Genomic DNA, 17,756 nt, shown 5'->3' on the forward strand with positions numbered 1-17,756 from the left:
TGACGAATGATCGACCTCGGCATCGAGAAGATGATGGTGATCGGCGCCGTGGCGCTGATCGTGATCGGGCCGGAGAAGCTCCCGAGGGTGGCGCGCACCGTCGGCACGCTGCTCGGCAAGGCGCAGCGCTACGTCGCCGACGTCAAGGCCGAGGTCAACCGCTCGATCGAGCTCGACGAGCTCAAGAAGATGAAGACCGAGGTGGAGACGGCCGCGCGCGACGTCGAGAGCTCCATCCATTCGGGCGTGCGCGACATCGAGCGCGACCTGCAGGAGGCCAAGCAGGGCGCCGAGGGCTCGCTCGCGGCGCTGGATGCGCCGCTCGCCGAGCCGCCGCCGGCCTTTCCCGAATACCGCAACCCCAAGAAGAAGTGGCGCCTGAAACAGGGCGCGACGCCGCAGTGGTACAAGGCGCGCAACGGCATTCGCACCCGGGCGCTCTCGGGCGCGGCGCGCGTGGCCCGCTACCGGCCGCAAAAGTTCAACTAGCACACCATGGCCGAACCGGAAGACGAGCTCGCAGGGACCGAGCAGCCCTTCGTCGCGCACCTCATCGAGCTGCGTGACCGGCTGATCAAGGCCTTGATCGCGGTCGCCGTCGTCGGCGTCGTGCTGGCGATCTATCCGGGCGCCACGCGGCTGTACGACTTTCTGGCGGCGCCGCTCATCGCCAGCCTCCCCGAGGGCTCACGGCTGATCGCCACGTCGCCCATTTCGCCTTTCCTCGTGCCGCTGAAGGTGCTGCTGCTGTCGGCCTTCCTGGTGGCGCTGCCCGTCGTGCTCTACCAGGCATGGGCGTTCGTCGCGCCAGGCCTCTATTCGCACGAGAAGAAGCTGGTGCTGCCGCTGGTGGTCTCCAGCACCGTCCTCTTCTTCCTGGGCGTCGCGTTCTGCTACTACTTCGTCTTCGGCCGCGTCTTCCATTTCATCCAGCAGTTCGCGCCCAAGAGCGTCACCGCCGCGCCGGACATCGAGGCCTACCTCAGCTTCGTCATGACCATGTTCCTGGCCTTCGGCGCGGCGTTCGAGGTGCCTGTGGTGGTGGTCGTGCTGGCACGCATGGGCGTGGTCAGCGTCGAGAAGATGCGCGAGTGGCGCGGCTACTTCATCGTGCTGGCGTTCGTGATCTCCGCCATCATCACGCCGCCGGACGTGGTGTCGCAGCTGGCGCTGGCGATCCCGATGTGCCTGCTGTACGAGGTGGGCCTGTGGGCGGCGCGCATCTTCATCCGCACGACGCAGGCGCCACCCGAGGATTCTTCCGCCGCCGCGGAAAAGGGCTGATCAGCGCCGCTGGGCCGGCCGCGCGCGCGGCCGCAGGCCGGGCGTCACCGTCAGGTCCATGCCGTCGTCGCGGCGCTGCACGTGGAACTTCGCCGGCTGGCCCGGCTTGAGCGCGGCCACGTATGTGAGCAGCTCCGACACGTTGGCGATGCCCTTTTCGCCGACCTGCGTGATCACGTCGCCGGGCTTGATGCCCGCTTGCGCCGCCGGGCCGTTCTGCAGCACGCCCGTGATCAGCACGCCCGACTTGGCGCGCACGCCGAAGGTCGCCATCAGCTCCGGCGAGAGGTCCGCGGGCTCGACGCCGATCCAGCCGCGCTTGACCACGCCTTCCTTCGCGATGCCTTCGAGCACCTGGCGCGCGGTGTTGGCCGGGATGGCGAAGCCGATGCCCATGCTGCCGCCCGAGCGTGAGTAGATCGCCGTGTTGATGCCCATCAGGTGGCCGTTGGTGTCCACCAGCGCGCCGCCCGAGTTGCCGGGGTTGATGGCGGCGTCGGTCTGGATGAAGTTCTCGAAGGTGTTGATGCCCAGCTGGTTGCGCCCCAGCGCGCTGACGATGCCGGCCGTCACCGTCTGCCCGACGCCGAACGGGTTGCCGATGGCCAGCACCTGGTCGCCGACCTGCAGGCCGTCCGAGTTGCCCAGCGTGATGACCGGCAGGCGGTCCAGCGTGATCTTGAGGATGGCGAGGTCGGTGTCGGGATCGGTGCCTATCACCTTGCCGCGCGTCTTGCGGCTGTCGTTGAGCACCACCTCGATCTCGTCCGCGCCTTCGACGACGTGGTTGTTGGTGAGGATGTAGCCGTCGGGCGTGATGATGACGCCGCTGCCCAGGCCCGCGACCGGTTCGCCGCCCTGTTCGCCGAAGAAGAAGCGGAACCACGGGTCGTTGGCGTGCGCGTTGCGGTCCGGCGCCTTCATCGTGTTGATGCTGACCACCGCGGCCGATGCGCGCTGCGCCGCCTGGCGCAGGCTGCCGGGCGGCGGCGGGCCGGTCGGCGTGGTGGGCACCGTGGGCGCCTCGACGAAGGACACGCTGCGGCCCGCCACCTGCGCGCCACGGCCGATCCATTCGGGCTTGAGCGTCGCGACGACGAAGTACGCGGCCAGCAGGACCGTGACCGATTGGGAAAAGAGCAGCCAGAAGCGACGCATGGTGCGGGCGGGATGGGAAGTCCCCGCCAGTGTAAGCGTCAGGCGTGCGGCACGAGGCCCGGGTGGCCATGGCGGCGCGGGCCCAGGTTGGCCTGCTCGACCGGGACGACCTCGCCGGAGTGCGGGTCCATGATGGCCGCGCGCGAGCGCATGCCGCGGGCCGCTTCGGCCAGGCGCTGCGCGTCGTGCAGGATGTCCTCCACCGCGTCCTGCGACGACTCGATGTGCACGACGCCCACGCCGATGTCCAGCTGCACGTCGGCGCGTCGCCCCTCCGCGCCGGTGACGGTGATGGGGCGCCGCAGGCTGGTGGCCACGCGCAGGCCCAGCGTGCGCAGCCAGGCCGGCGAGTGGATCGTCTCCACCAGCGAGACGAAACAGCGGTCCCAGTAGCGGCCCACCGGGTTCACCACGCCCACCTGGCGCTGGATGCGGGTGGCCACGGCGATGAACACCTCGTTCACGCCCGCGTTGCCCACCTGCCGGGCGATGCGCTCGACGTCGAACACCACCACCGCGACCACCGCGCCTTCGCGCCGGCTGTGGCGGCGCCGGCGCTGCGCCTTGATGAGTTTCTGCACCAGCGTGATGCCGCTGTACAGCTTGGTCACGGGATCGAACTCGGACGCGCCGGCGTCCTTGCGCCAGTTCTTCCATTCGTGGCGGTCGCGCTGCCACAGCGCGAAGCCGGTGAAGCCGTTGCACAGGGCCGTGCACAGCGCCAGCAGGGCCTGCACGCCGTCGCCGATCGGCAGGTTCATGGCCACGGCGTAGAGGCCGGCGATGGCGGGCAACGTCAGCGCGCAGCCCACGGCCATCACGGGCGCCAGGCGGTCGCCCAGCAGCCACGCCCGCGATGTCAGCCACAGCGTGACGACGGCGCCCACCAGCGAAGCGGCCGCGGCGGCGGGCAGCTGTTCGTCCTCCGGCAGCGCGAGGCAGGCCAGGCCGACCAGCGGCAGCAGCAACGCGCTCGCACGCAGTACGCCGGACATGAGGCGATCGCGTTGCGCGGCACTGAGCCAGCCGCGGATCCAGAAGTTGGACAGGCCGACGCACACGGGGCCGGCAAGGACCTGCGCCGGCACGACGAGGCGCGGGTTCGGCACGGTGACCTGCTGCGCGATGCCGCACTCGACCAGCACGAACAGCAGCACGACGAGGTGGTAGGCCACGCCCTGCACCTGCGAGAGGCTGGGACGGGCCAGGAGGTCGGCGAAGCGCGCGATCGAGACCGCGGCGATCGCGCCCAGGGCCATGCTCCAGATGATCAGCTCCTGCGCACTCATCGCTCCTCCCCGAGGCGGTGGCCGGGCCATTATGCGAAGCCCGCCAAGCGGCGCCTTCTACGGGCGAACCCTATGATGTGCGCATGAAACCGATCGCGGTCACCATGGGCGACGCGGCGGGCATCGGGCCCGAGATCATCGCGAAGGCGTTCCGCGACCACCCGGACGCCACGCGCGGCTGTTTCGTCGTGGGCGCCCTGGCGGCAATCCGCCGGGGCGCGCAGGCCGTCGCTGGAGGCGTCGCTATTCCCGTTGCGCTGATCGAGCATGCCGAGGACGCTTTCGCCGTTCCGCCGCGATGCATTCCCGTGCTGCCGGTCGTCGAGCTCGACTCGCTGCCGCCCTATGGCGCCGTGAGCGCTGTTGCTGGACGCGCAGCCGCCGACGCGGTGACCTGGGCCGCGCGCGCCGCGCTGAAAGGCGAGATCGCCGCGCTGGTGACGGCGCCCCTGCACAAGGAGGCGCTGGCCGCGGCGGGCGTTCCTTTCCCGGGCCATACCGAGCTGCTGCAGGCCGAAGCCGGCGGCATGCCGGTGCGCATGATGCTGGCCAACGAGGAGCTGCGCACGGTGCTGGTGAGCATCCACATGTCGCTGCGCGACGCGATCGAGGCGGTCACCATCGGCAACGTGCTGGAGACCATCCGCATCGCGCACCGGGCGCTGGGTGGCGCGCCGCGCATCGCGGTCGCGGGCCTGAACCCGCATGCGGGCGAGGCGGGCCTCTTCGGACGGGAGGAGCTGGAGGCCATCGCACCGGCCATCGCCGTCGCGCGGGCGGAAGGCCTCGATGCGAGCGGCCCGTTCGCACCCGACACCGTCTTCATGCGCGCACGCCAGGGCGAGTTCGACGTCGTCGTCGCCATGTACCACGACCAGGGCCTGATCCCGGTGAAGTACCTCGGCGTCGAGAAAGGCGTCAACGTGACGCTGGGGCTGCCGCTGGTGCGCACCAGCCCCGACCACGGCACCGCCTTCGACATCGCCGGCACGGGGCGCGCCGACGAGTCCAGCCTCGTGGAAGCGATCCGGGTGGCTAGGAGCCTGACCGCGACCTGAGCGAGTCGCGGATCTCCCGCAGCAGCTTCACGTCCTCCGGCGGCTCCACCGGTGGCGCGGTGCCCGCCTTGTTGTCCGCTTCGCTCTCGCGGCGCATCCGGTTGATCGCCCGCACCATCATGAAGATGATGAAGGCGAGGATGAGGAAGTTGACGATGATGGTGAGGAAGTTGCCGTAGGCTAGGACGGGCACGCCCGCCTTCTTCAGGTCGGCCAGGTTCATCGCGACGCCCGCCGGGACCTGGCCGAGCACCACGAACATGCTGGAGTAGTCGAGCGAGCCGAACACGCGCCCCACCAGCGGCATGATGACGTCGCCCACGAGCGAATCGACGATCTTCCCGAACGCCGCGCCGATGATCACGCCGACCGCCAGGTCCACGACGTTGCCCTTGATCGCGAACTCGCGGAACTCCTTGAGAAGTGCCATGCTGAAAGCTCCTGGGTGGATGGGTGCGCGCTGCTGGCGCGACGCGGCGTTTTTACCCTGCTCAAGCGTTGAATTCGCCGAATACGCTCCGCTACAATCGCGGGTTGACCCCAATAAGCACAATCCCCGAGGATTCCCATGAGTGACACCCCCATGGACGCCAGCAAGCGGACCTGGCTGATCGCGTCCAGCTGCGTCGGTGCCGTCGGCGCGGCCTTCACGGCCGTCCCGTTCGTGAGCAGCTTCGAGCCGTCGGAGCGCGCGAAAGCCGCCGGCGCTCCCGTGGAAGTGGACATCTCGGCGCTGCAGCCGGGCGAGAAGATGACCGTGGAATGGCGCGGCAAGCCCGTGTGGATCGTCAAGCGCACCCAGGAGCAGGTCGCCACGCTGGCCAAGCACGACGGCGAGCTGGCCGACCCCCAGTCCAAGCGCAGCCCCGATGACCTGACCCCGGTGTACGCCCGCAACGAGGGCCGCTCGATCAAGCCCGACCTGCTGGTGGTGGTGGGCATCTGCTCGCACCTGGGCTGCTCGCCCACCGACCGCTTCAAGGCCGGCGCGCAGCCCTCGCTGCCGGACGACTGGCCCGGCGGGTTCCTGTGCCCCTGCCACGGCTCGACCTTCGACATGGCCGGCCGCGTGTTCAAGAACAAGCCCGCCCCGGACAACCTCGAAGTGCCGCCGCACACCTACCTGTCCGAAACCCGCCTGCTGATCGGCGAAGACAAGAAGGCGTAAGGGGACGGACATGGCCGAATTCAAGGAAATCTCCCCCAACGCCTCCGCCGTCGCGAAGGTGAACAACTGGTTCGAGAACCGGTTCCCGTTCGCGTACACGATGTACCGCGACCACATGTCGGAGTACTACGCGCCGAAGAACTTCAACTTCTGGTACTTCTTCGGCTCGCTGGCGATGCTGGTGCTGGTCATCCAGATCGTCACCGGCATCTTCCTGGTGATGCACTACAAGCCCGACGCCGCCAAGGCCTTCGAGTCGGTCGAGTACATCATGCGCGACGTGCCGTGGGGCTGGCTCATTCGCTACATGCACTCGACGGGCGCCTCGGCGTTCTTCATCGTCGTGTACCTGCACATGTACCGCGGCCTCATCTACGGCAGCTTCCGCAAGCCGCGCGAGCTGGTGTGGATCTTCGGCTGCGCGATCTTCCTGACGCTGATGGCCGAAGCCTTCATGGGCTACCTGCTGCCCTGGGGCCAGATGTCCTACTGGGGCGCGCAGGTCATCATCAACCTGTTCTCCGCCATCCCGTTCATCGGCCCCGACCTGTCCACCTGGATCCGCGGCGACTACGTGGTGGGCGACGCCACGCTCAACCGCTTCTTCAGCTTCCACGTGATCGCGGTGCCGCTGGTGCTGCTCGGCCTGGTGGCCGCGCACATCCTGGCGCTGCACGACGTCGGCTCCAACAACCCGGACGGCGTGGAGATCAAGGCCGGCCCGAAGGACGCCAACGGCAAGCCGGTGGACGGCATCCCCTTCCACCCGTACTACACGGTGCACGACACGCTCGGCGTCGCGGTGTTCCTGATGGTCTTCACGGCCATCATCTTCTTCGCGCCCGAGGGCGGCGGCTACTTCCTGGAGTACAACAACTTCATCCCGGCCGACCCGCTGAAGACGCCCGCGCACATCGCGCCGGTCTGGTACTTCACGCCGTACTACTCCATGCTGCGCGCGATCACGACGCAGATGATGTACGTGCTGTCGGCCATCGTCGTCGTCTCGGTGGCCTGGGTGTTCGTCAAGGGCCGCGCGCCGTCGTTCGTGAAGATGGTGCTGGCCGGCATCACGCTGGTCGTGCTGTGGCTGTTCGGCGCCTTCGCCTTCACCGGCGTGCAGTGGCTGTCGGGCATCGACCCCAAGTTCTGGGGCGTGGTCGTGATGGGCGGCGCCGTCATCATCCTGTTCTTCCTGCCGTGGCTCGACGCGAGCCCCGCCAAGTCGATCCGCTACCGTCCGGGCTGGCACAAGTGGGCCTACGGCGTGTTCGTCGTGGTCTTCCTCATCCTCGGCTACCTCGGCACCCAGCCGCCGTCGCCCATGGGGCAGCTCATCTCGCAGATCGGCACGCTGTTCTACTTCGGCTTCTTCCTGCTGATGCCGTGGTGGACGAAGCTGGGCGAATTCAAGCCCGTGCCCGAGCGCATCAACTTCGTGGCGCACTGAGCGGGAGAACAGACCAAATGAAGAAGATCCTCCTCGCGCTCCTCGCATCGCTGGCCCTGGCGGGCACCGCGCTCGCCAGCGAAGGCGGCGACCATGCCTGGGACAAGGCGCCCAACAGCCAGAACGACCTGACGTCGCTGCAGAACGGCGCCAAGCTGTTCGTCAACTACTGCCTGAACTGCCACTCGGCCGCCTACATGCGCTACAACCGCCTGAAGGACATCGGCCTGACGGAGCAGCAGATCAAGGACAACCTGCTCTTCGGCAGCGCCAAGGTCGGCGACACCATGAAGGCCGCCATCGACCCCAAGCAGGCCAAGGACTGGTTCGGTGGCGTGCCGCCCGACCTGACGCTGGTGGCCCGCTCGCGCGCCGGCCACGGCGGCACGGGCGCCGATTACCTGTACACCTACATGCGCACCTTCTACCGCGACCCGTCGCGGCCGACGGGCTGGAACAACCTGCTCTTCCCCAACGTGGGCATGCCCCACGTGATGTGGCAGCTGCAGGGCGAGCGCGAGCCCCAGTTCGAGGAGCGCGAGATCCACGGCCACAAGGCCCGTGTCTTCACGAGCTGGAAGCAGGTCGCGCCCGGTTCGATGACCTCGACCGAGTACGACCAGGCCGTCGGCGACCTCGTGAACTACCTGCAATGGATGGCCGAGCCGGCCCAGAACTCGCGCGTCCGCGTCGGCGTGTGGGTGCTGCTGTTTCTCGTGGTCTTCACGGTCATGGCCTGGCTGCTGAACGCCTCCTACTGGAAAACCGTCAAATAGACCCCAACTCCAGGAGCGCGCGCGCCCGGGCCTGCCCGGGCCGCGTTTTCCATTTGTGAAGGAACCAACACCATGATGGTCCTGTACTCCGGTACCACCTGCCCGTTTTCGCACCGCTGCCGCTTCGTCCTGTTCGAGAAGGGCATGGACTTCGAGATCCGCGACGTCGACCTGTACAACAAGCCCGAGGACATCAACGTGATGAACCCCTACGGGCAGGTGCCGATCCTGGTCGAGCGTGACCTGATCCTGTACGAGTCGAACATCATCAACGAGTACATCGACGAGCGCTTCCCGCATCCGCAGCTCATGCCGGGCGATCCGGTGGACCGCGCGCGCGTGCGCCTGTTCCTCCTCAACTTCGAGAAGGAGCTGTTCGTCCACGTGAGCACGCTCGAGTCGCGCGCCGCCAAGGCGAACGAGAAGGCGCTGGAGAAGGCCCGCACGCACATCCGCGACCGCCTCACGCAGCTGGCCCCGGTGTTCCTCAAGAACAAGTACATGCTCGGCGAGAATTTCTCGATGCTCGACGTCGCCATCGCGCCGCTGCTGTGGCGCCTGGACTACTATGGCATCGAGCTCTCGAAGAACGCGGCGCCGCTGCTCAAGTACGCCGAGCGCATCTTCTCTCGTCCCGCCTACATCGAGGCGCTCACGCCTTCCGAAAAGGTGATGCGCAAGTAAGCTTGCGAGATCGATGAACGCCCTGGAATCGACGTCGACCCGGCCGTACCTGATCCGAGCCCTCTACGACTGGTGCACGGACAACGGCCTCACGCCCTACGTGGCGGTGCTGGTCGACGACACGGTGCAGGTGCCGCGCGAGTACGTGAAGAACGGCGAGATCGTCCTGAACATCTCGTTCGACGCGACGTCGTCGCTCAAGCTGGGCAACGACTTCATCGAGTTCAAGGCGCGCTTCGCGGGCACCGCCCGCGACATCATGGTGCCGGTCAACCGCGTGATCGCGATCTACGCGCGCGAGAACGGCCAGGGCATGGCCTTTCCCGTGCCGGTGCCCGGCGGCGCGGCGCAGGAGCCCGCAGGCAAGTCGCCACTGAGCAGCGTGCCCGCGGCGGGCGGGGGCGACGAGGACGGCAAGGTCGTCCAGCTCGTGAACCCCGAGAACGGCGAGGGCACACCCGAAGGCGAGCCGCCCCGGCCGCCCAGCGGCCCGCGCCCCGCGCTCAAGCGCGTGAAGTGACGCGGGTCATCCTCCGCTCAGGCACGCGCGCCTAGAATCGCCAGCGCAAGCCCCGCCGATTTAGCTCAGGGGTAGAGCAACCGCCTTGTAAGCGGTAGGTCGTCAGTTCGAATCCGACAATCGGCACCAACCTCGAAGCGCCCGCGATGAAATCCCTTCCCCTCGCCTTCGCCACCCTGGCCCTCGCCGGCTGCGGTGCCCTGCAGCAAGCCGGCTACGGCTCGTGGCTCGACCACATCGGCGAGCAGCGCCGGGCCGCGTACCCGCTGTCCCCCGACGAAAACCGGGCCCTGCAGGCCAAGGCGGGCGCCCTGCGCGCCCGCGGCGACGCCATCCGCGCCAAGCTCGCCACGGAGCCGGACCGCGTGCAGCGCATTGCATACATGCGCCAGCTCGTGAAGGTGGGGGACGACCTGCGCCCGGTCGAGAAGGTGCTGCGCGAAGGGGGCACGGACGAAGCCCCCGGCTTCCACACCCCCGGCACCGGCCAGATGGGCGGCATGTAACGGAAGCTTACTTTCCGCCTATTTGGACCTTCAGGCGAATTGAGGTAACCTGCCACCCCCGGCGTTGTAGCTCAGCAGTCAGAGCAGGCAAGACCTGCCTCAGCTTCGCCGCCGCGGCGCTGTTGTCCACCAACAGGCACCAGCCGGCCCCGTCGATGGGCCCGGCTTTCACGGCGGACCGCAGCGGGCCAGGGATCAGGAACTGAACCGCCTCGAGCCGTTCGCGCGATTCGTGCGCGAGCTGCGCGAGCCTCGCCAGCGTCGGCGCGTCCTCGCAAGCCTGCAGGATGTCGACGAAACGGCGGGGTGGGGAAGGCGGTGGCACGAGGGGACGAAGCGCAGTGCATTTGATTATCACGGATGCGTCGGTCGCACGAAGCAGGGCCTTGCACCTGAGCGGCCTGAAGCTCGCCGCGGCGCTGGTGACCGCGGCACTCGCGGTGACGCTGTGCGCCGCGGGCCTGTACCACTGGGTGTTCCTCAAGGGCGCGCGCGAAGGCTGGCCCGTCATCGGCTCGCTGGTCAAGCTCGTCACCAAGGACGAAGCCGAGCAGCGCGACCGCTTCCTGCGCGAGAACCTCGATGCCATGGCGCGCCGCGTCGGCGAGATGCAGGCCAAGCTGGTGCAGATCGAAGCGCTCGGCGAGCGTGTCTCGGGCCTGGCCGGCGTGAACATGGCGGAGTTCCGCGTGGCCGCGGGCCAGGGCGGCATGCTGGTCGAAGGCCGCCCGCTCACCATGCAGGAGCTGCAGGCCACGATGGCCGAACTCGAGCAGGCCACCGGCAAGCAGGTCGACCTGCTCACGGTGCTGGAGTCGCGCCTCTTCGACCAGAAGGTGCGCGACATGATGCTGCCCACGCAGCTGCCCGTGTCCGCGGCGCACCTGGGTTCGCATTTCGGCTGGCGCCTCGATCCCTTCACGGGCCGCTCGGCGCTGCACACCGGCCTGGACTTCCAGGCCGAGCCCGGCACCTCCATCCTCGCGGCCGCGGGCGGCGTCGTCGTGACGCAGGAAGTGCACGCCGCCTACGGCAACATGGTCGAGATCGACCACGGCAACAGCCTCATCACGCGCTACGCGCATGCCTCGCAGGTCTTTGTGAAGAAGGGCGACGTGGTCAAGCGCGGGCAGAAGATCGCCGCCGTGGGCACCACCGGCCGCTCGACCGGCCCGCACCTGCACTTCGAGGTGCTGGTCGAGGGCGTCCCGCAGGATCCGCACAAGTTCCTGGCCGCCGGCAGCAGCGTGGCCGCGGCGCGCACCGCCCGCAGGTAAAATCCGGCACTTTGCCGCCGCGGGCTTGCTTTGGCCCGCCGCGGCCCCATCTCTTCCAGAGAGCGAAAAACCGCCCACCGCCGGGCGCGGCACCGGCCGCGTCCCACCTCCATGGCCAAGAACATCCTCACCCAGATCTTCGGGTCCCGCAACGACCGCCTGCTCAAGCAGTACCGCAAGGTCGTCGACCGCATCAATGCTCTGGAGCCGCAGCTGGAGAAGCTGTCCGACATCCAGCTGCGCGCCAAGACGGATGAGTTCAGGGAACGCGTCGGCAAGGGCGAAGCGCTCGACGACCTGCTGCCCGAGGCATTCGCGGTCGTGCGCGAGGCCTCCAAGCGCGTCATGCGCATGCGCCATTTCGACGTGCAGCTCATGGGCGGCATGGCGCTGCACCAGGGCAAGATCGCCGAGATGCGCACCGGCGAGGGCAAGACGCTCACGGCCACGCTGCCCATCTACCTCAATGCGCTGACGGGCAAGGGCGTGCACCTCGTGACGGTGAACGATTACCTCGCCAACCGCGATGCCCAGTGGATGGGCAAGATCTACAACTTCCTGGGTATGAGCGTGGGCGTGAACCTGCCCAACATGCCGCGCGAGGAAAAGCAGGTCGCCTACCGCAGCGACATCACCTACGGCACGAACAACGAGTTCGGCTTCGACTACCTGCGCGACAACATGGTGTACGAGGCCGCCGACCGCGTGCAGCGCGGCCTGAACTACGCGATCGTCGACGAGGTCGACTCGATCCTGATCGACGAGGCCCGCACGCCGCTGATCATCAGCGGCCAGGCCGAGGACCACACCCAGCTCTACATCGCGATGAACCGCGTCGTGCCGCTGCTGAAGAAGCAGGTGGGCGAAGCGGACCCGCGCACCGGCGAAGGCGTGATCGAAGCCGGCGACTTCACGGTGGACGAGAAGTCGCACCAGGTCTACATGACCGAGCAGGGCCACGAGAACGCCGAGCGCATCCTCTACAACCTGGGCCTGATCCCCGAGGGCGCGTCGCTGTACGACCCCGCGAACATCACGCTGATGCACCACCTGAACGCGGCCCTGCGTGCCCAGCACCTGTACCACCGCGACCAGCACTACGTGGTGCAGAACGGCGAGGTGACCATCGTCGACGAGTTCACCGGCCGCCTGATGCAGGGCCGCCGCTGGAGCGACGGCCTGCACCAGGCCGTGGAAGCCAAGGAAGGCGTGGATATCCAGGCCGAGAACCAGACGCTCGCCTCGATCACCTTCCAGAACTACTTCCGCCTGTACGGCAAGCTGTCCGGCATGACGGGGACAGCCGACACGGAAGCCTACGAATTCCAGGAAATCTACGGCCTGGAGACGGTGGTCATTCCGCCGAACCGCCCGAGCCACCGCGACGACCAGCTCGACCGCGTCTACAAGACGACGCGCGAGAAGTACGAGGCGGCGATCAAGGACATCCAGGACTGCCACAAGCGCGGCCAGCCGGTGCTGGTGGGCACCACGTCGATCGAGAACTCGGAGGTGATCTCCGAGCTGCTCAAGAAGGTCGGCCTGGAACACCAGGTGCTCAACGCCAAGCAGCACGCGCGCGAAGCCGACATCGTCGCGCAGGCCGGCCGCTCGAAGATGATCACGATCGCCACCAACATGGCGGGCCGCGGCACCGACATCGTGCTGGGCGGCAACGTGGAGAAGGCGGTCGAGGCGATCGAGGCCGACGAAACGCTCGACGCCGGCACCAGGCAGTCGCGCGTCGCGCAACTGCGCTCGCAATGGCAGGCGGACCACGAAGCCGTGGTCGCGCAGGGGGGGCTGCGCATCATCGCGACCGAGCGCCACGAGTCGCGCCGCATCGACAACCAGCTGCGCGGCCGCTCCGGCCGCCAGGGCGACCCGGGCTCCTCGCGCTTCTACCTGTCGCTGGACGACCCGCTGATGCGCATCTTCGCCGGCGACCGCGTCAAGGCGATCATGGAGCGCCTGAAGATGCCCGACGGCGAGGCCATCGAAGCCGGCATCGTCACGCGCTCGATCGAGAGCGCCCAGCGCAAGGTCGAGGCGCGCAACTTCGACGTGCGCAAGCAGCTGCTCGAGTACGACGACGTGTCGAACGACCAGCGCAAGGTGATCTACCAGCAGCGCAACGACATCATCGACGCGGGCGACCTGTCGGCGCAGATCGCCAGCCTGCGCGAAGGCTGCTTCACCGACATCGTGCGCCAGTACGTCCCGGTGGAGTCGGTCGAGGAGCAGTGGGACCTGCCCGGGCTGGAAAAGGCGCTGGAGGAGTACGGCGTGCGCATCGACCTGGCCAGGGAAGTGCAGGGCGCCAGCACCATCACCGACGACGACATCGTCGAGAAGGTGAACAAGGCCGCCGACGAGGCCTTCGAGGAGAAGGTGCGGCAGGTCGGGGCCGGCAACTTCACCCAGTTCGAGCGCATCGTGCTGCTGCAAAGCATCGACACGCACTGGCGCGAGCACCTGGCCGCGCTGGACTACCTGCGCCAGGGCATCCACCTGCGCGGCTATGCGCAGAAGCAGCCCAAGCAGGAATACAAGCGCGAAGCCTTCGAGCTGTTCGGGCAGCTGCTCGACTCGGTGAAGAACGAGGTGACCAAGGTCCTCATGACCGTGCAGGTGCAATCGGGCGAGCAGCTCGAGCAGGCCGCCGACGAGATGGAAGACCGCGCCGAGCGCATCGCCAACGTCACCTACACCGCACCGACGGAAACCGGCGAAGTGGAAACGCTGGTCGACGAAAGCACCGCGCGTGGCGAGGACCGCGTGGTCATGACCGACAACGCGCGCGTGGGCCGCAACGATCCCTGCCCGTGCGGGAGCGGCAAGAAGTACAAGCACTGCCACGGCAAGCTCGCCTGACGCGCGCTTCGTTGCCCGCCCCCTGCAAAGGCCCACCCCGGTGGGCCTTTCTTATTACGGGCCTGGACGTGATAGCAGATATATGCACGGTTCGGAACCGCGACCTGTCAATGTTGACAGGGGCGCAGCCGCGTGGGCCTTGGATAACCTCTTCAATGGGACACCGAACTTTCCTTTTCAAACCACAGGTGTGTCCCATGAACGTCGTCGAGATTCCCCGCGCAGCGCCCCCCGCCGAACCATCCTTGCCACCCGCGCTCGCGCGCCGCATCGAGCGCGAGTTCGCCGCGCGCTGGCGCGACCAGTGGGGCGGCAGGTTCATCCTGCACGGGCAGCCGCCGCGGGCCGGTGCGGTGCGCCTCGATGGCAACGACTACCTCGCCGTCACCGGGCATCCGGCGATCGTGAACGCACAGATCCGGGCGCTGCGCGCCGACACCGAATCGGTGGTGCAGTCGGGCGTGTTCCTGCTGGACCACCACCCGGCGCGGGCGTTCGAGAAGGCGATGGCGGCGTGGCTCGGGAAGGAGGACGCGTTCCTGTGCCAGTCGGGCTACGCCGCGAACCTCGGGCTGCTGCAGATCATCGCGGACGAGACGACCCCGGTGTACCTCGACTCGCTCGCGCACATGTCGTTGTGGGAAGGCGCGCGCGCAGCGAAGGCGCCGGCGCATGCCTTCCGCCACAACGACCCGGTGCACCTCGAAAGGATGATCGCCACGCATGGCCCCGGCGTGGTCGTGGTCGATTCGGTCTACAGCACGACCGGCGCGCTGTGCCCCTTGCGCGAGATCGTGGAGATCGTGGAACGCACCGGCAGCATGGTGGTGGTGGACGAATCGCACTCGATGGGCACGCACGGCCCCGCAGGCGCAGGCCTGTGCGCGCAACTGGGGCTCACGCATCGCGTGCACTTCATCACCGCGAGCCTGGCAAAAGCGTTCGCGGGGCGTGCGGGGCTGTTCACCGCGCCGGCCTCGATGCGGCACTACATCCAGATCTCGGCCTACCCGAACATCTTCAGCTCGTCGCTGCTGCCGCACGAGATCGCGGGCCTGGCCGCCACGCTGGACGTGGTCCGCGCCGCCGATGCGGAACGCGGGCGCCTGCACGCGCACACGCGGCGCGTGCGCGAGGCGCTGGCCGACGCCGGCTACCCCATCGCGCACGGCAGCGAACAGATCATCGCGCTGGAAGCCGGCAGCGAACCCGCGGCCATGCACCTGCGCGACGTGTTCGAGGAGCGCGGCGTGATCGGCGCGATCTTCTGCGCGCCCGCCACCAGCCGCAACCGCGCGATGCTGCGCCTGACGCTGAACGCGGGCCTGACCGGCAGCGAACTGGACCACGTGGAACAGGTGGCACGCGAAGCGGCTTCGCTCCTGCAACCGTGGGACTGGCCGATCGCGCGGCGCCAGCGCGCGAAGGCCGGGGCGTGAGCCGTCAGCCCTGCACGGCGCGCTTGTCCTGGCGCGCCAGCCAGTTCTGGTAGCTGTTGGCCGGATCGGGGCCATGCGACGCGTTCACGTCGAACACCGCGGCGAGCAGGTTGGCCTCCTCGCCGAGCGTGAAGGCCGCGTTCAGCTGCACCGGGTCGCCGCGGCCGAAGGCCTGGCGCAGTTCGAGGTTGGCGAGCTTGCGGCCGTGGCGCAGGTCGTCGATGTCGCCGGCGGCGACGCCTTCGATCTCGGCCAGCTCCGACAGCGCCTTCAGGCCGTCGCGCGTTTCCAGCTGCAGCCAGCTGACGTGGCCGCGCGCGTCCATGCCGATCACGCCGAACGGGTCGCCGATGGCGACGTGCTCGACCCAGCGCTTGCTGGCGAAGGCCGCGAGCTCGCGGCCGACGGAGGGGATGCGCAGCAGCGCGTTCTGCTCGGGGCTCAGCGTGGCGCGCCAGATCTGGGCGTGGCGCGCGTTGGGCGTGGACAGCAGGTGGTCCACCGCCTCGATCAGGCGGCGCGAGATGTCGGGCGTCTGCTTGGCGATGAACTGGTCGATGAGGCCGCGGTTGAAGGCGCGCACCGCCACCTGCTCGTCGGCCTGGCCGGTGAGCAGCACGCGCGAGCCGGGCCAGTCGACGAGTTCACCCAGCGCGGTGAGTCCGTCCATCGCGGGCATCGAGTAGTCGAACACGCACACGCGCGTGAGCGCGTAGCGCTCGGTGTACTTGGACCAGTAGCCCAGCACCTGCGGGATGAGCGGCTTGCCGGCGCGCCACTGGTCCACCAGCTGCTGCTGGTTCCACGCGTCGGCTTCCCAGAACGGCGGCTCCTGCTGCAGGTAGTTGATGCACTCGTGCGGGCGCAGGAACAGCTTGACGTGCCACTGGCGCGGCAGCACCAGCGCCAGCATCTCGAGGTAGTCGGGGTCGTCGTCCAGGAACACGACGGTCCCGGGGCGGTGGAAGAGCGGGAAACTCATGGGAAGGCCTGCATTGTGTCAGGCCCGCCGCGACACGGGCAATTCGATGGTGAACACCGCGCCGTGCCCCGGCGCCGACCGCACGCGGATGCTGCCGCGGGCGGCGTGCACGACCTGGTGGCAGAACGCGAGACCCAGGCCATGGCCCGTGCCGCGGTTGGTGGAGAAGAAGGGCTCGAAGATGCGCGGCTGCGAATCGGGCGCGATGCCCACGCCGCGGTCGGCCACCACGATGCGCCCGCGGTCCTGCTGCACGCCGACCTCGATCGCCAGGTCGCCGGACTGCAGGGCGGAGCTGCTCGCGGCCAGCGAACGCAGCGCGTTCTTCATCAGGTTGTCGATCACCTGCAGGAAGAGCGCCTGCGAGCCGCGGAACTGGAAGTCGTGCTGCACGTTCAGCCGCACGCACTCCTTCTCGCGCGAGCTGCGGAAGGGGTAGTTCGCCACGGCGCTGCGCACCAGGTCCTCGGCCGATACGGTCTCGGTGCGCGCCGGCAGGCGCGTGAGGCGTGCGTTGGTGATCTGCATGTCGATCTGGTGGTTCATGTTGCGCACCAGCGTGTGCAGGCGCATCGCCAGCTGTTCGAGCTTCGCGCCGCTCTCTGCGCTGCACTCGCCGGCCGAGCCGCGCACCGCATCGCCGATCAGGGCCATGGTGGCCAGGGGCGTGCGCAGCTCGTGGGCCATGATCCCCATGGTCGCGAGCGTGTGGGCGAGGTGTTCGCGCCGCAGGTTGGCCGAGGAGACGCCGAGCAGCATCCCCATGCTCACGCAGAAGGCCAGCACCATGGTGTTGGTCCAGAACAGCTCGGCGGACATCGGCGGCACGGCGGGGCCGATGGCGTCGAACAGCAGCCGCGAGAGGAAGGCGCCGGCCGCGATGCCGACGGTGGCGATGCGCCAGTCGGTCGCGAAGTAGTAGGTGAGGATCATCGCGGCCATGCTGGCCAGCCACGCGTGGTTGCCGCCGTTGCACCAGAACATCCACGAGAACAGGAAGGGCAGCTCGAACCAGAAGACAGCGGTGAAGACCTGGCCGGACAGGCGGCTGGTCGGGTCCTTCGACACGCGGTCGCTGACCAGCAGCAGGCCGAGCAGCGCCGTGAAGATGCGCAGCGGCAGGTTCTCGTAAGGCTGCGGCAGCCACACGGCCCAGACGAACCAGAAGAGCGGATGGCCGACCAGCGTGAACAGGCCCAGCCCCTTCATGCGCAGCGGCGACGGATGCAGCACCGGCACCAGCGGCGCGGTGACGACCTCCTCCTTCAGCCAGCGCATCGCAAGGTGCGAA

At 68.3% G+C, this 17,756-nt stretch carries 17 protein-coding genes, 1 tRNA gene and 2 pseudogenes; 14 read left to right on the forward strand and 6 right to left on the reverse strand.

The annotated features are described in order from the left end of the window. Nucleotides 1-6: 6 nt before the first annotated feature. The 3 genes and pseudogenes from tatB (WG903_RS19160) to tatC form a co-directional block, all read left to right on the forward strand. Nucleotides 7-241 (forward strand): annotated as a pseudogene (gene tatB, locus WG903_RS19160) (Sec-independent protein translocase protein TatB); the annotation flags it as partial. Nucleotides 242-357: 116 nt separating this feature from the next. Next, nucleotides 358-489 (forward strand): annotated as a pseudogene (gene tatB, locus WG903_RS19165) (Sec-independent protein translocase protein TatB); the annotation flags it as partial. Nucleotides 490-495: 6 nt separating this feature from the next. Continuing rightward, the gene (tatC, locus tag WG903_RS06475; protein ID WP_340073434.1) at nt 496-1,284 is read left to right on the forward strand and encodes a twin-arginine translocase subunit TatC; all 789 of its coding nucleotides are present in this window, start codon (nt 496-498) and stop codon (nt 1,282-1,284) included. Here the strand turns inward: tatC and WG903_RS06480 are convergent, their stop codons facing one another. Together WG903_RS06480 and WG903_RS06485 are read right to left on the reverse strand one after the other, a co-directional pair. Then, nucleotides 1,285-2,442 (reverse strand): S1C family serine protease, encoded by a 1,158-nt coding sequence (locus WG903_RS06480; RefSeq protein WP_340073435.1) that lies wholly within the window; start codon nt 2,440-2,442, stop codon nt 1,285-1,287. It abuts the gene before it with no gap. A 38-nt stretch (nt 2,443-2,480) separates the two neighbouring features. After that, entirely contained in the window at nt 2,481-3,731 is a 1,251-nt protein-coding gene (locus tag WG903_RS06485; RefSeq protein ID WP_340073436.1) for a diguanylate cyclase domain-containing protein, read from the reverse strand. An 83-nt stretch (nt 3,732-3,814) separates the two neighbouring features. Here WG903_RS06485 and pdxA point away from each other — a divergent pair, with 83 nt between their 5' ends. Continuing rightward, nucleotides 3,815-4,789: a 4-hydroxythreonine-4-phosphate dehydrogenase PdxA gene (pdxA, locus tag WG903_RS06490; RefSeq protein WP_340073437.1), complete on the forward strand. Its 975-nt coding sequence runs from the start codon at nt 3,815-3,817 to the stop codon at nt 4,787-4,789. Here the strand turns inward: pdxA and mscL are convergent. Next, complete coding sequence (gene mscL, locus WG903_RS06495; protein ID WP_340073438.1) at nt 4,767-5,219, reverse strand: large conductance mechanosensitive channel protein MscL; 453 nt, start codon at nt 5,217-5,219, stop codon at nt 4,767-4,769. The genes pdxA and mscL overlap by 23 nt on opposite strands. Before the next feature lie 138 nt (nt 5,220-5,357). Between mscL and petA the strand changes: the two genes are divergently transcribed. From petA to WG903_RS06530, 7 genes are all read left to right on the forward strand, one after another. Further along, nucleotides 5,358-5,957, forward strand: coding sequence for a ubiquinol-cytochrome c reductase iron-sulfur subunit (gene petA / locus WG903_RS06500; protein WP_340073439.1), 600 nt, complete (start codon nt 5,358-5,360; stop codon nt 5,955-5,957). 10 nt (nt 5,958-5,967) lie between these two features. Further along, nucleotides 5,968-7,407 (forward strand): cytochrome b, encoded by a 1,440-nt coding sequence (locus WG903_RS06505; RefSeq protein WP_340073440.1) that lies wholly within the window; start codon nt 5,968-5,970, stop codon nt 7,405-7,407. Between the two features lie 17 nt (nt 7,408-7,424). Next, a complete protein-coding gene (locus tag WG903_RS06510; protein ID WP_340073441.1) occupies nt 7,425-8,183 on the forward strand; it encodes a cytochrome c1 in 759 nt (252 codons plus the stop codon). A gap of 72 nt (nt 8,184-8,255) precedes the next feature. After that, entirely contained in the window at nt 8,256-8,867 is a 612-nt protein-coding gene (locus WG903_RS06515) for a glutathione S-transferase N-terminal domain-containing protein (RefSeq protein WP_340073442.1), read from the forward strand. A gap of 13 nt (nt 8,868-8,880) precedes the next feature. Further along, nucleotides 8,881-9,387 carry a ClpXP protease specificity-enhancing factor gene (locus WG903_RS06520; RefSeq protein ID WP_340073443.1) on the forward strand — a complete coding sequence of 169 codons (507 nt, stop codon included), beginning with the start codon at nt 8,881-8,883 and terminating at the stop codon, nt 9,385-9,387. Between the two features lie 54 nt (nt 9,388-9,441). Then, nucleotides 9,442-9,516, forward strand: a tRNA-Thr gene (locus WG903_RS06525). Nucleotides 9,517-9,533: 17 nt separating this feature from the next. Beyond that, nucleotides 9,534-9,893, forward strand: a complete 360-nt coding sequence (locus WG903_RS06530) for a hypothetical protein (RefSeq protein ID WP_340073444.1) — start codon at nt 9,534-9,536, stop codon at nt 9,891-9,893. A gap of 7 nt (nt 9,894-9,900) precedes the next feature. Here the strand turns inward: WG903_RS06530 and WG903_RS06535 are convergent, their stop codons facing one another. Further along, a complete protein-coding gene (locus tag WG903_RS06535; RefSeq protein ID WP_340073445.1) occupies nt 9,901-10,218 on the reverse strand; it encodes a hypothetical protein in 318 nt (105 codons plus the stop codon). Nucleotides 10,219-10,234: 16 nt separating this feature from the next. On the opposite strand from WG903_RS06535, the gene WG903_RS06540 reads away from it, so the two are divergent. The 3 genes from WG903_RS06540 (at nt 10,235) to cqsA (ending at nt 15,483) form a co-directional block, all read left to right on the forward strand. Beyond that, a complete protein-coding gene (locus tag WG903_RS06540) occupies nt 10,235-11,170 on the forward strand; it encodes a M23 family metallopeptidase (RefSeq protein ID WP_340073447.1) in 936 nt (311 codons plus the stop codon). A 111-nt stretch (nt 11,171-11,281) separates the two neighbouring features. Next, nucleotides 11,282-14,044 carry a preprotein translocase subunit SecA gene (gene secA, locus WG903_RS06545; RefSeq protein ID WP_340073448.1) on the forward strand — a complete coding sequence of 921 codons (2,763 nt, stop codon included), beginning with the start codon at nt 11,282-11,284 and terminating at the stop codon, nt 14,042-14,044. A 197-nt stretch (nt 14,045-14,241) separates the two neighbouring features. Next, on the forward strand, nt 14,242-15,483 hold the full coding sequence (gene cqsA / locus WG903_RS06550; RefSeq protein ID WP_340073449.1) for an alpha-hydroxyketone-type quorum-sensing autoinducer synthase: 1,242 nt from the start codon (nt 14,242-14,244) through the stop codon (nt 15,481-15,483). Nucleotides 15,484-15,487: 4 nt separating this feature from the next. On the opposite strand, the gene WG903_RS06555 is transcribed toward cqsA, so the two are convergent. Further along, nucleotides 15,488-16,465: a response regulator gene (locus WG903_RS06555; RefSeq protein ID WP_340073450.1), complete on the reverse strand. Its 978-nt coding sequence runs from the start codon at nt 16,463-16,465 to the stop codon at nt 15,488-15,490. An 18-nt stretch (nt 16,466-16,483) separates the two neighbouring features. Next, nucleotides 16,484-17,743, reverse strand: a complete 1,260-nt coding sequence (locus tag WG903_RS06560; RefSeq protein WP_340073451.1) for a sensor histidine kinase — start codon at nt 17,741-17,743, stop codon at nt 16,484-16,486. Nucleotides 17,744-17,756 lie beyond the last annotated feature (13 nt).

Source organism: Ramlibacter sp. PS4R-6, assembly GCF_037572775.1.
GTDB lineage: Bacteria > Pseudomonadota > Gammaproteobacteria > Burkholderiales > Burkholderiaceae_C > Ramlibacter.

What these genes read in the sequence shown, in the direction of transcription:
- tatC (WP_340073434.1), top strand. Translation starts at nt 496, where the DNA reads ATGGCCGAACCGGAAGACGAGCTCGCAGGGACCGAGCAGCCCTTCGTC.
- WG903_RS06480 (WP_340073435.1), bottom strand. Translation starts at nt 2,442, where the DNA reads ATGCGTCGCTTCTGGCTGCTCTTTTCCCAATCGGTCACGGTCCTGCTG.
- WG903_RS06485 (WP_340073436.1), bottom strand. Translation starts at nt 3,731, where the DNA reads ATGAGTGCGCAGGAGCTGATCATCTGGAGCATGGCCCTGGGCGCGATC.
- pdxA (WP_340073437.1), top strand. Translation starts at nt 3,815, where the DNA reads ATGAAACCGATCGCGGTCACCATGGGCGACGCGGCGGGCATCGGGCCC.
- mscL (WP_340073438.1), bottom strand. Translation starts at nt 5,219, where the DNA reads ATGGCACTTCTCAAGGAGTTCCGCGAGTTCGCGATCAAGGGCAACGTC.
- petA (WP_340073439.1), top strand. Translation starts at nt 5,358, where the DNA reads ATGAGTGACACCCCCATGGACGCCAGCAAGCGGACCTGGCTGATCGCG.
- WG903_RS06505 (WP_340073440.1), top strand. Translation starts at nt 5,968, where the DNA reads ATGGCCGAATTCAAGGAAATCTCCCCCAACGCCTCCGCCGTCGCGAAG.
- WG903_RS06510 (WP_340073441.1), top strand. Translation starts at nt 7,425, where the DNA reads ATGAAGAAGATCCTCCTCGCGCTCCTCGCATCGCTGGCCCTGGCGGGC.
- WG903_RS06515 (WP_340073442.1), top strand. Translation starts at nt 8,256, where the DNA reads ATGATGGTCCTGTACTCCGGTACCACCTGCCCGTTTTCGCACCGCTGC.
- WG903_RS06520 (WP_340073443.1), top strand. Translation starts at nt 8,881, where the DNA reads ATGAACGCCCTGGAATCGACGTCGACCCGGCCGTACCTGATCCGAGCC.
- WG903_RS06530 (WP_340073444.1), top strand. Translation starts at nt 9,534, where the DNA reads ATGAAATCCCTTCCCCTCGCCTTCGCCACCCTGGCCCTCGCCGGCTGC.
- secA (WP_340073448.1), top strand. Translation starts at nt 11,282, where the DNA reads ATGGCCAAGAACATCCTCACCCAGATCTTCGGGTCCCGCAACGACCGC.
- cqsA (WP_340073449.1), top strand. Translation starts at nt 14,242, where the DNA reads ATGAACGTCGTCGAGATTCCCCGCGCAGCGCCCCCCGCCGAACCATCC.
- WG903_RS06555 (WP_340073450.1), bottom strand. Translation starts at nt 16,465, where the DNA reads ATGAGTTTCCCGCTCTTCCACCGCCCCGGGACCGTCGTGTTCCTGGAC.
- WG903_RS06560 (WP_340073451.1), bottom strand. Translation starts at nt 17,743, where the DNA reads ATGCGCTGGCTGAAGGAGGAGGTCGTCACCGCGCCGCTGGTGCCGGTG.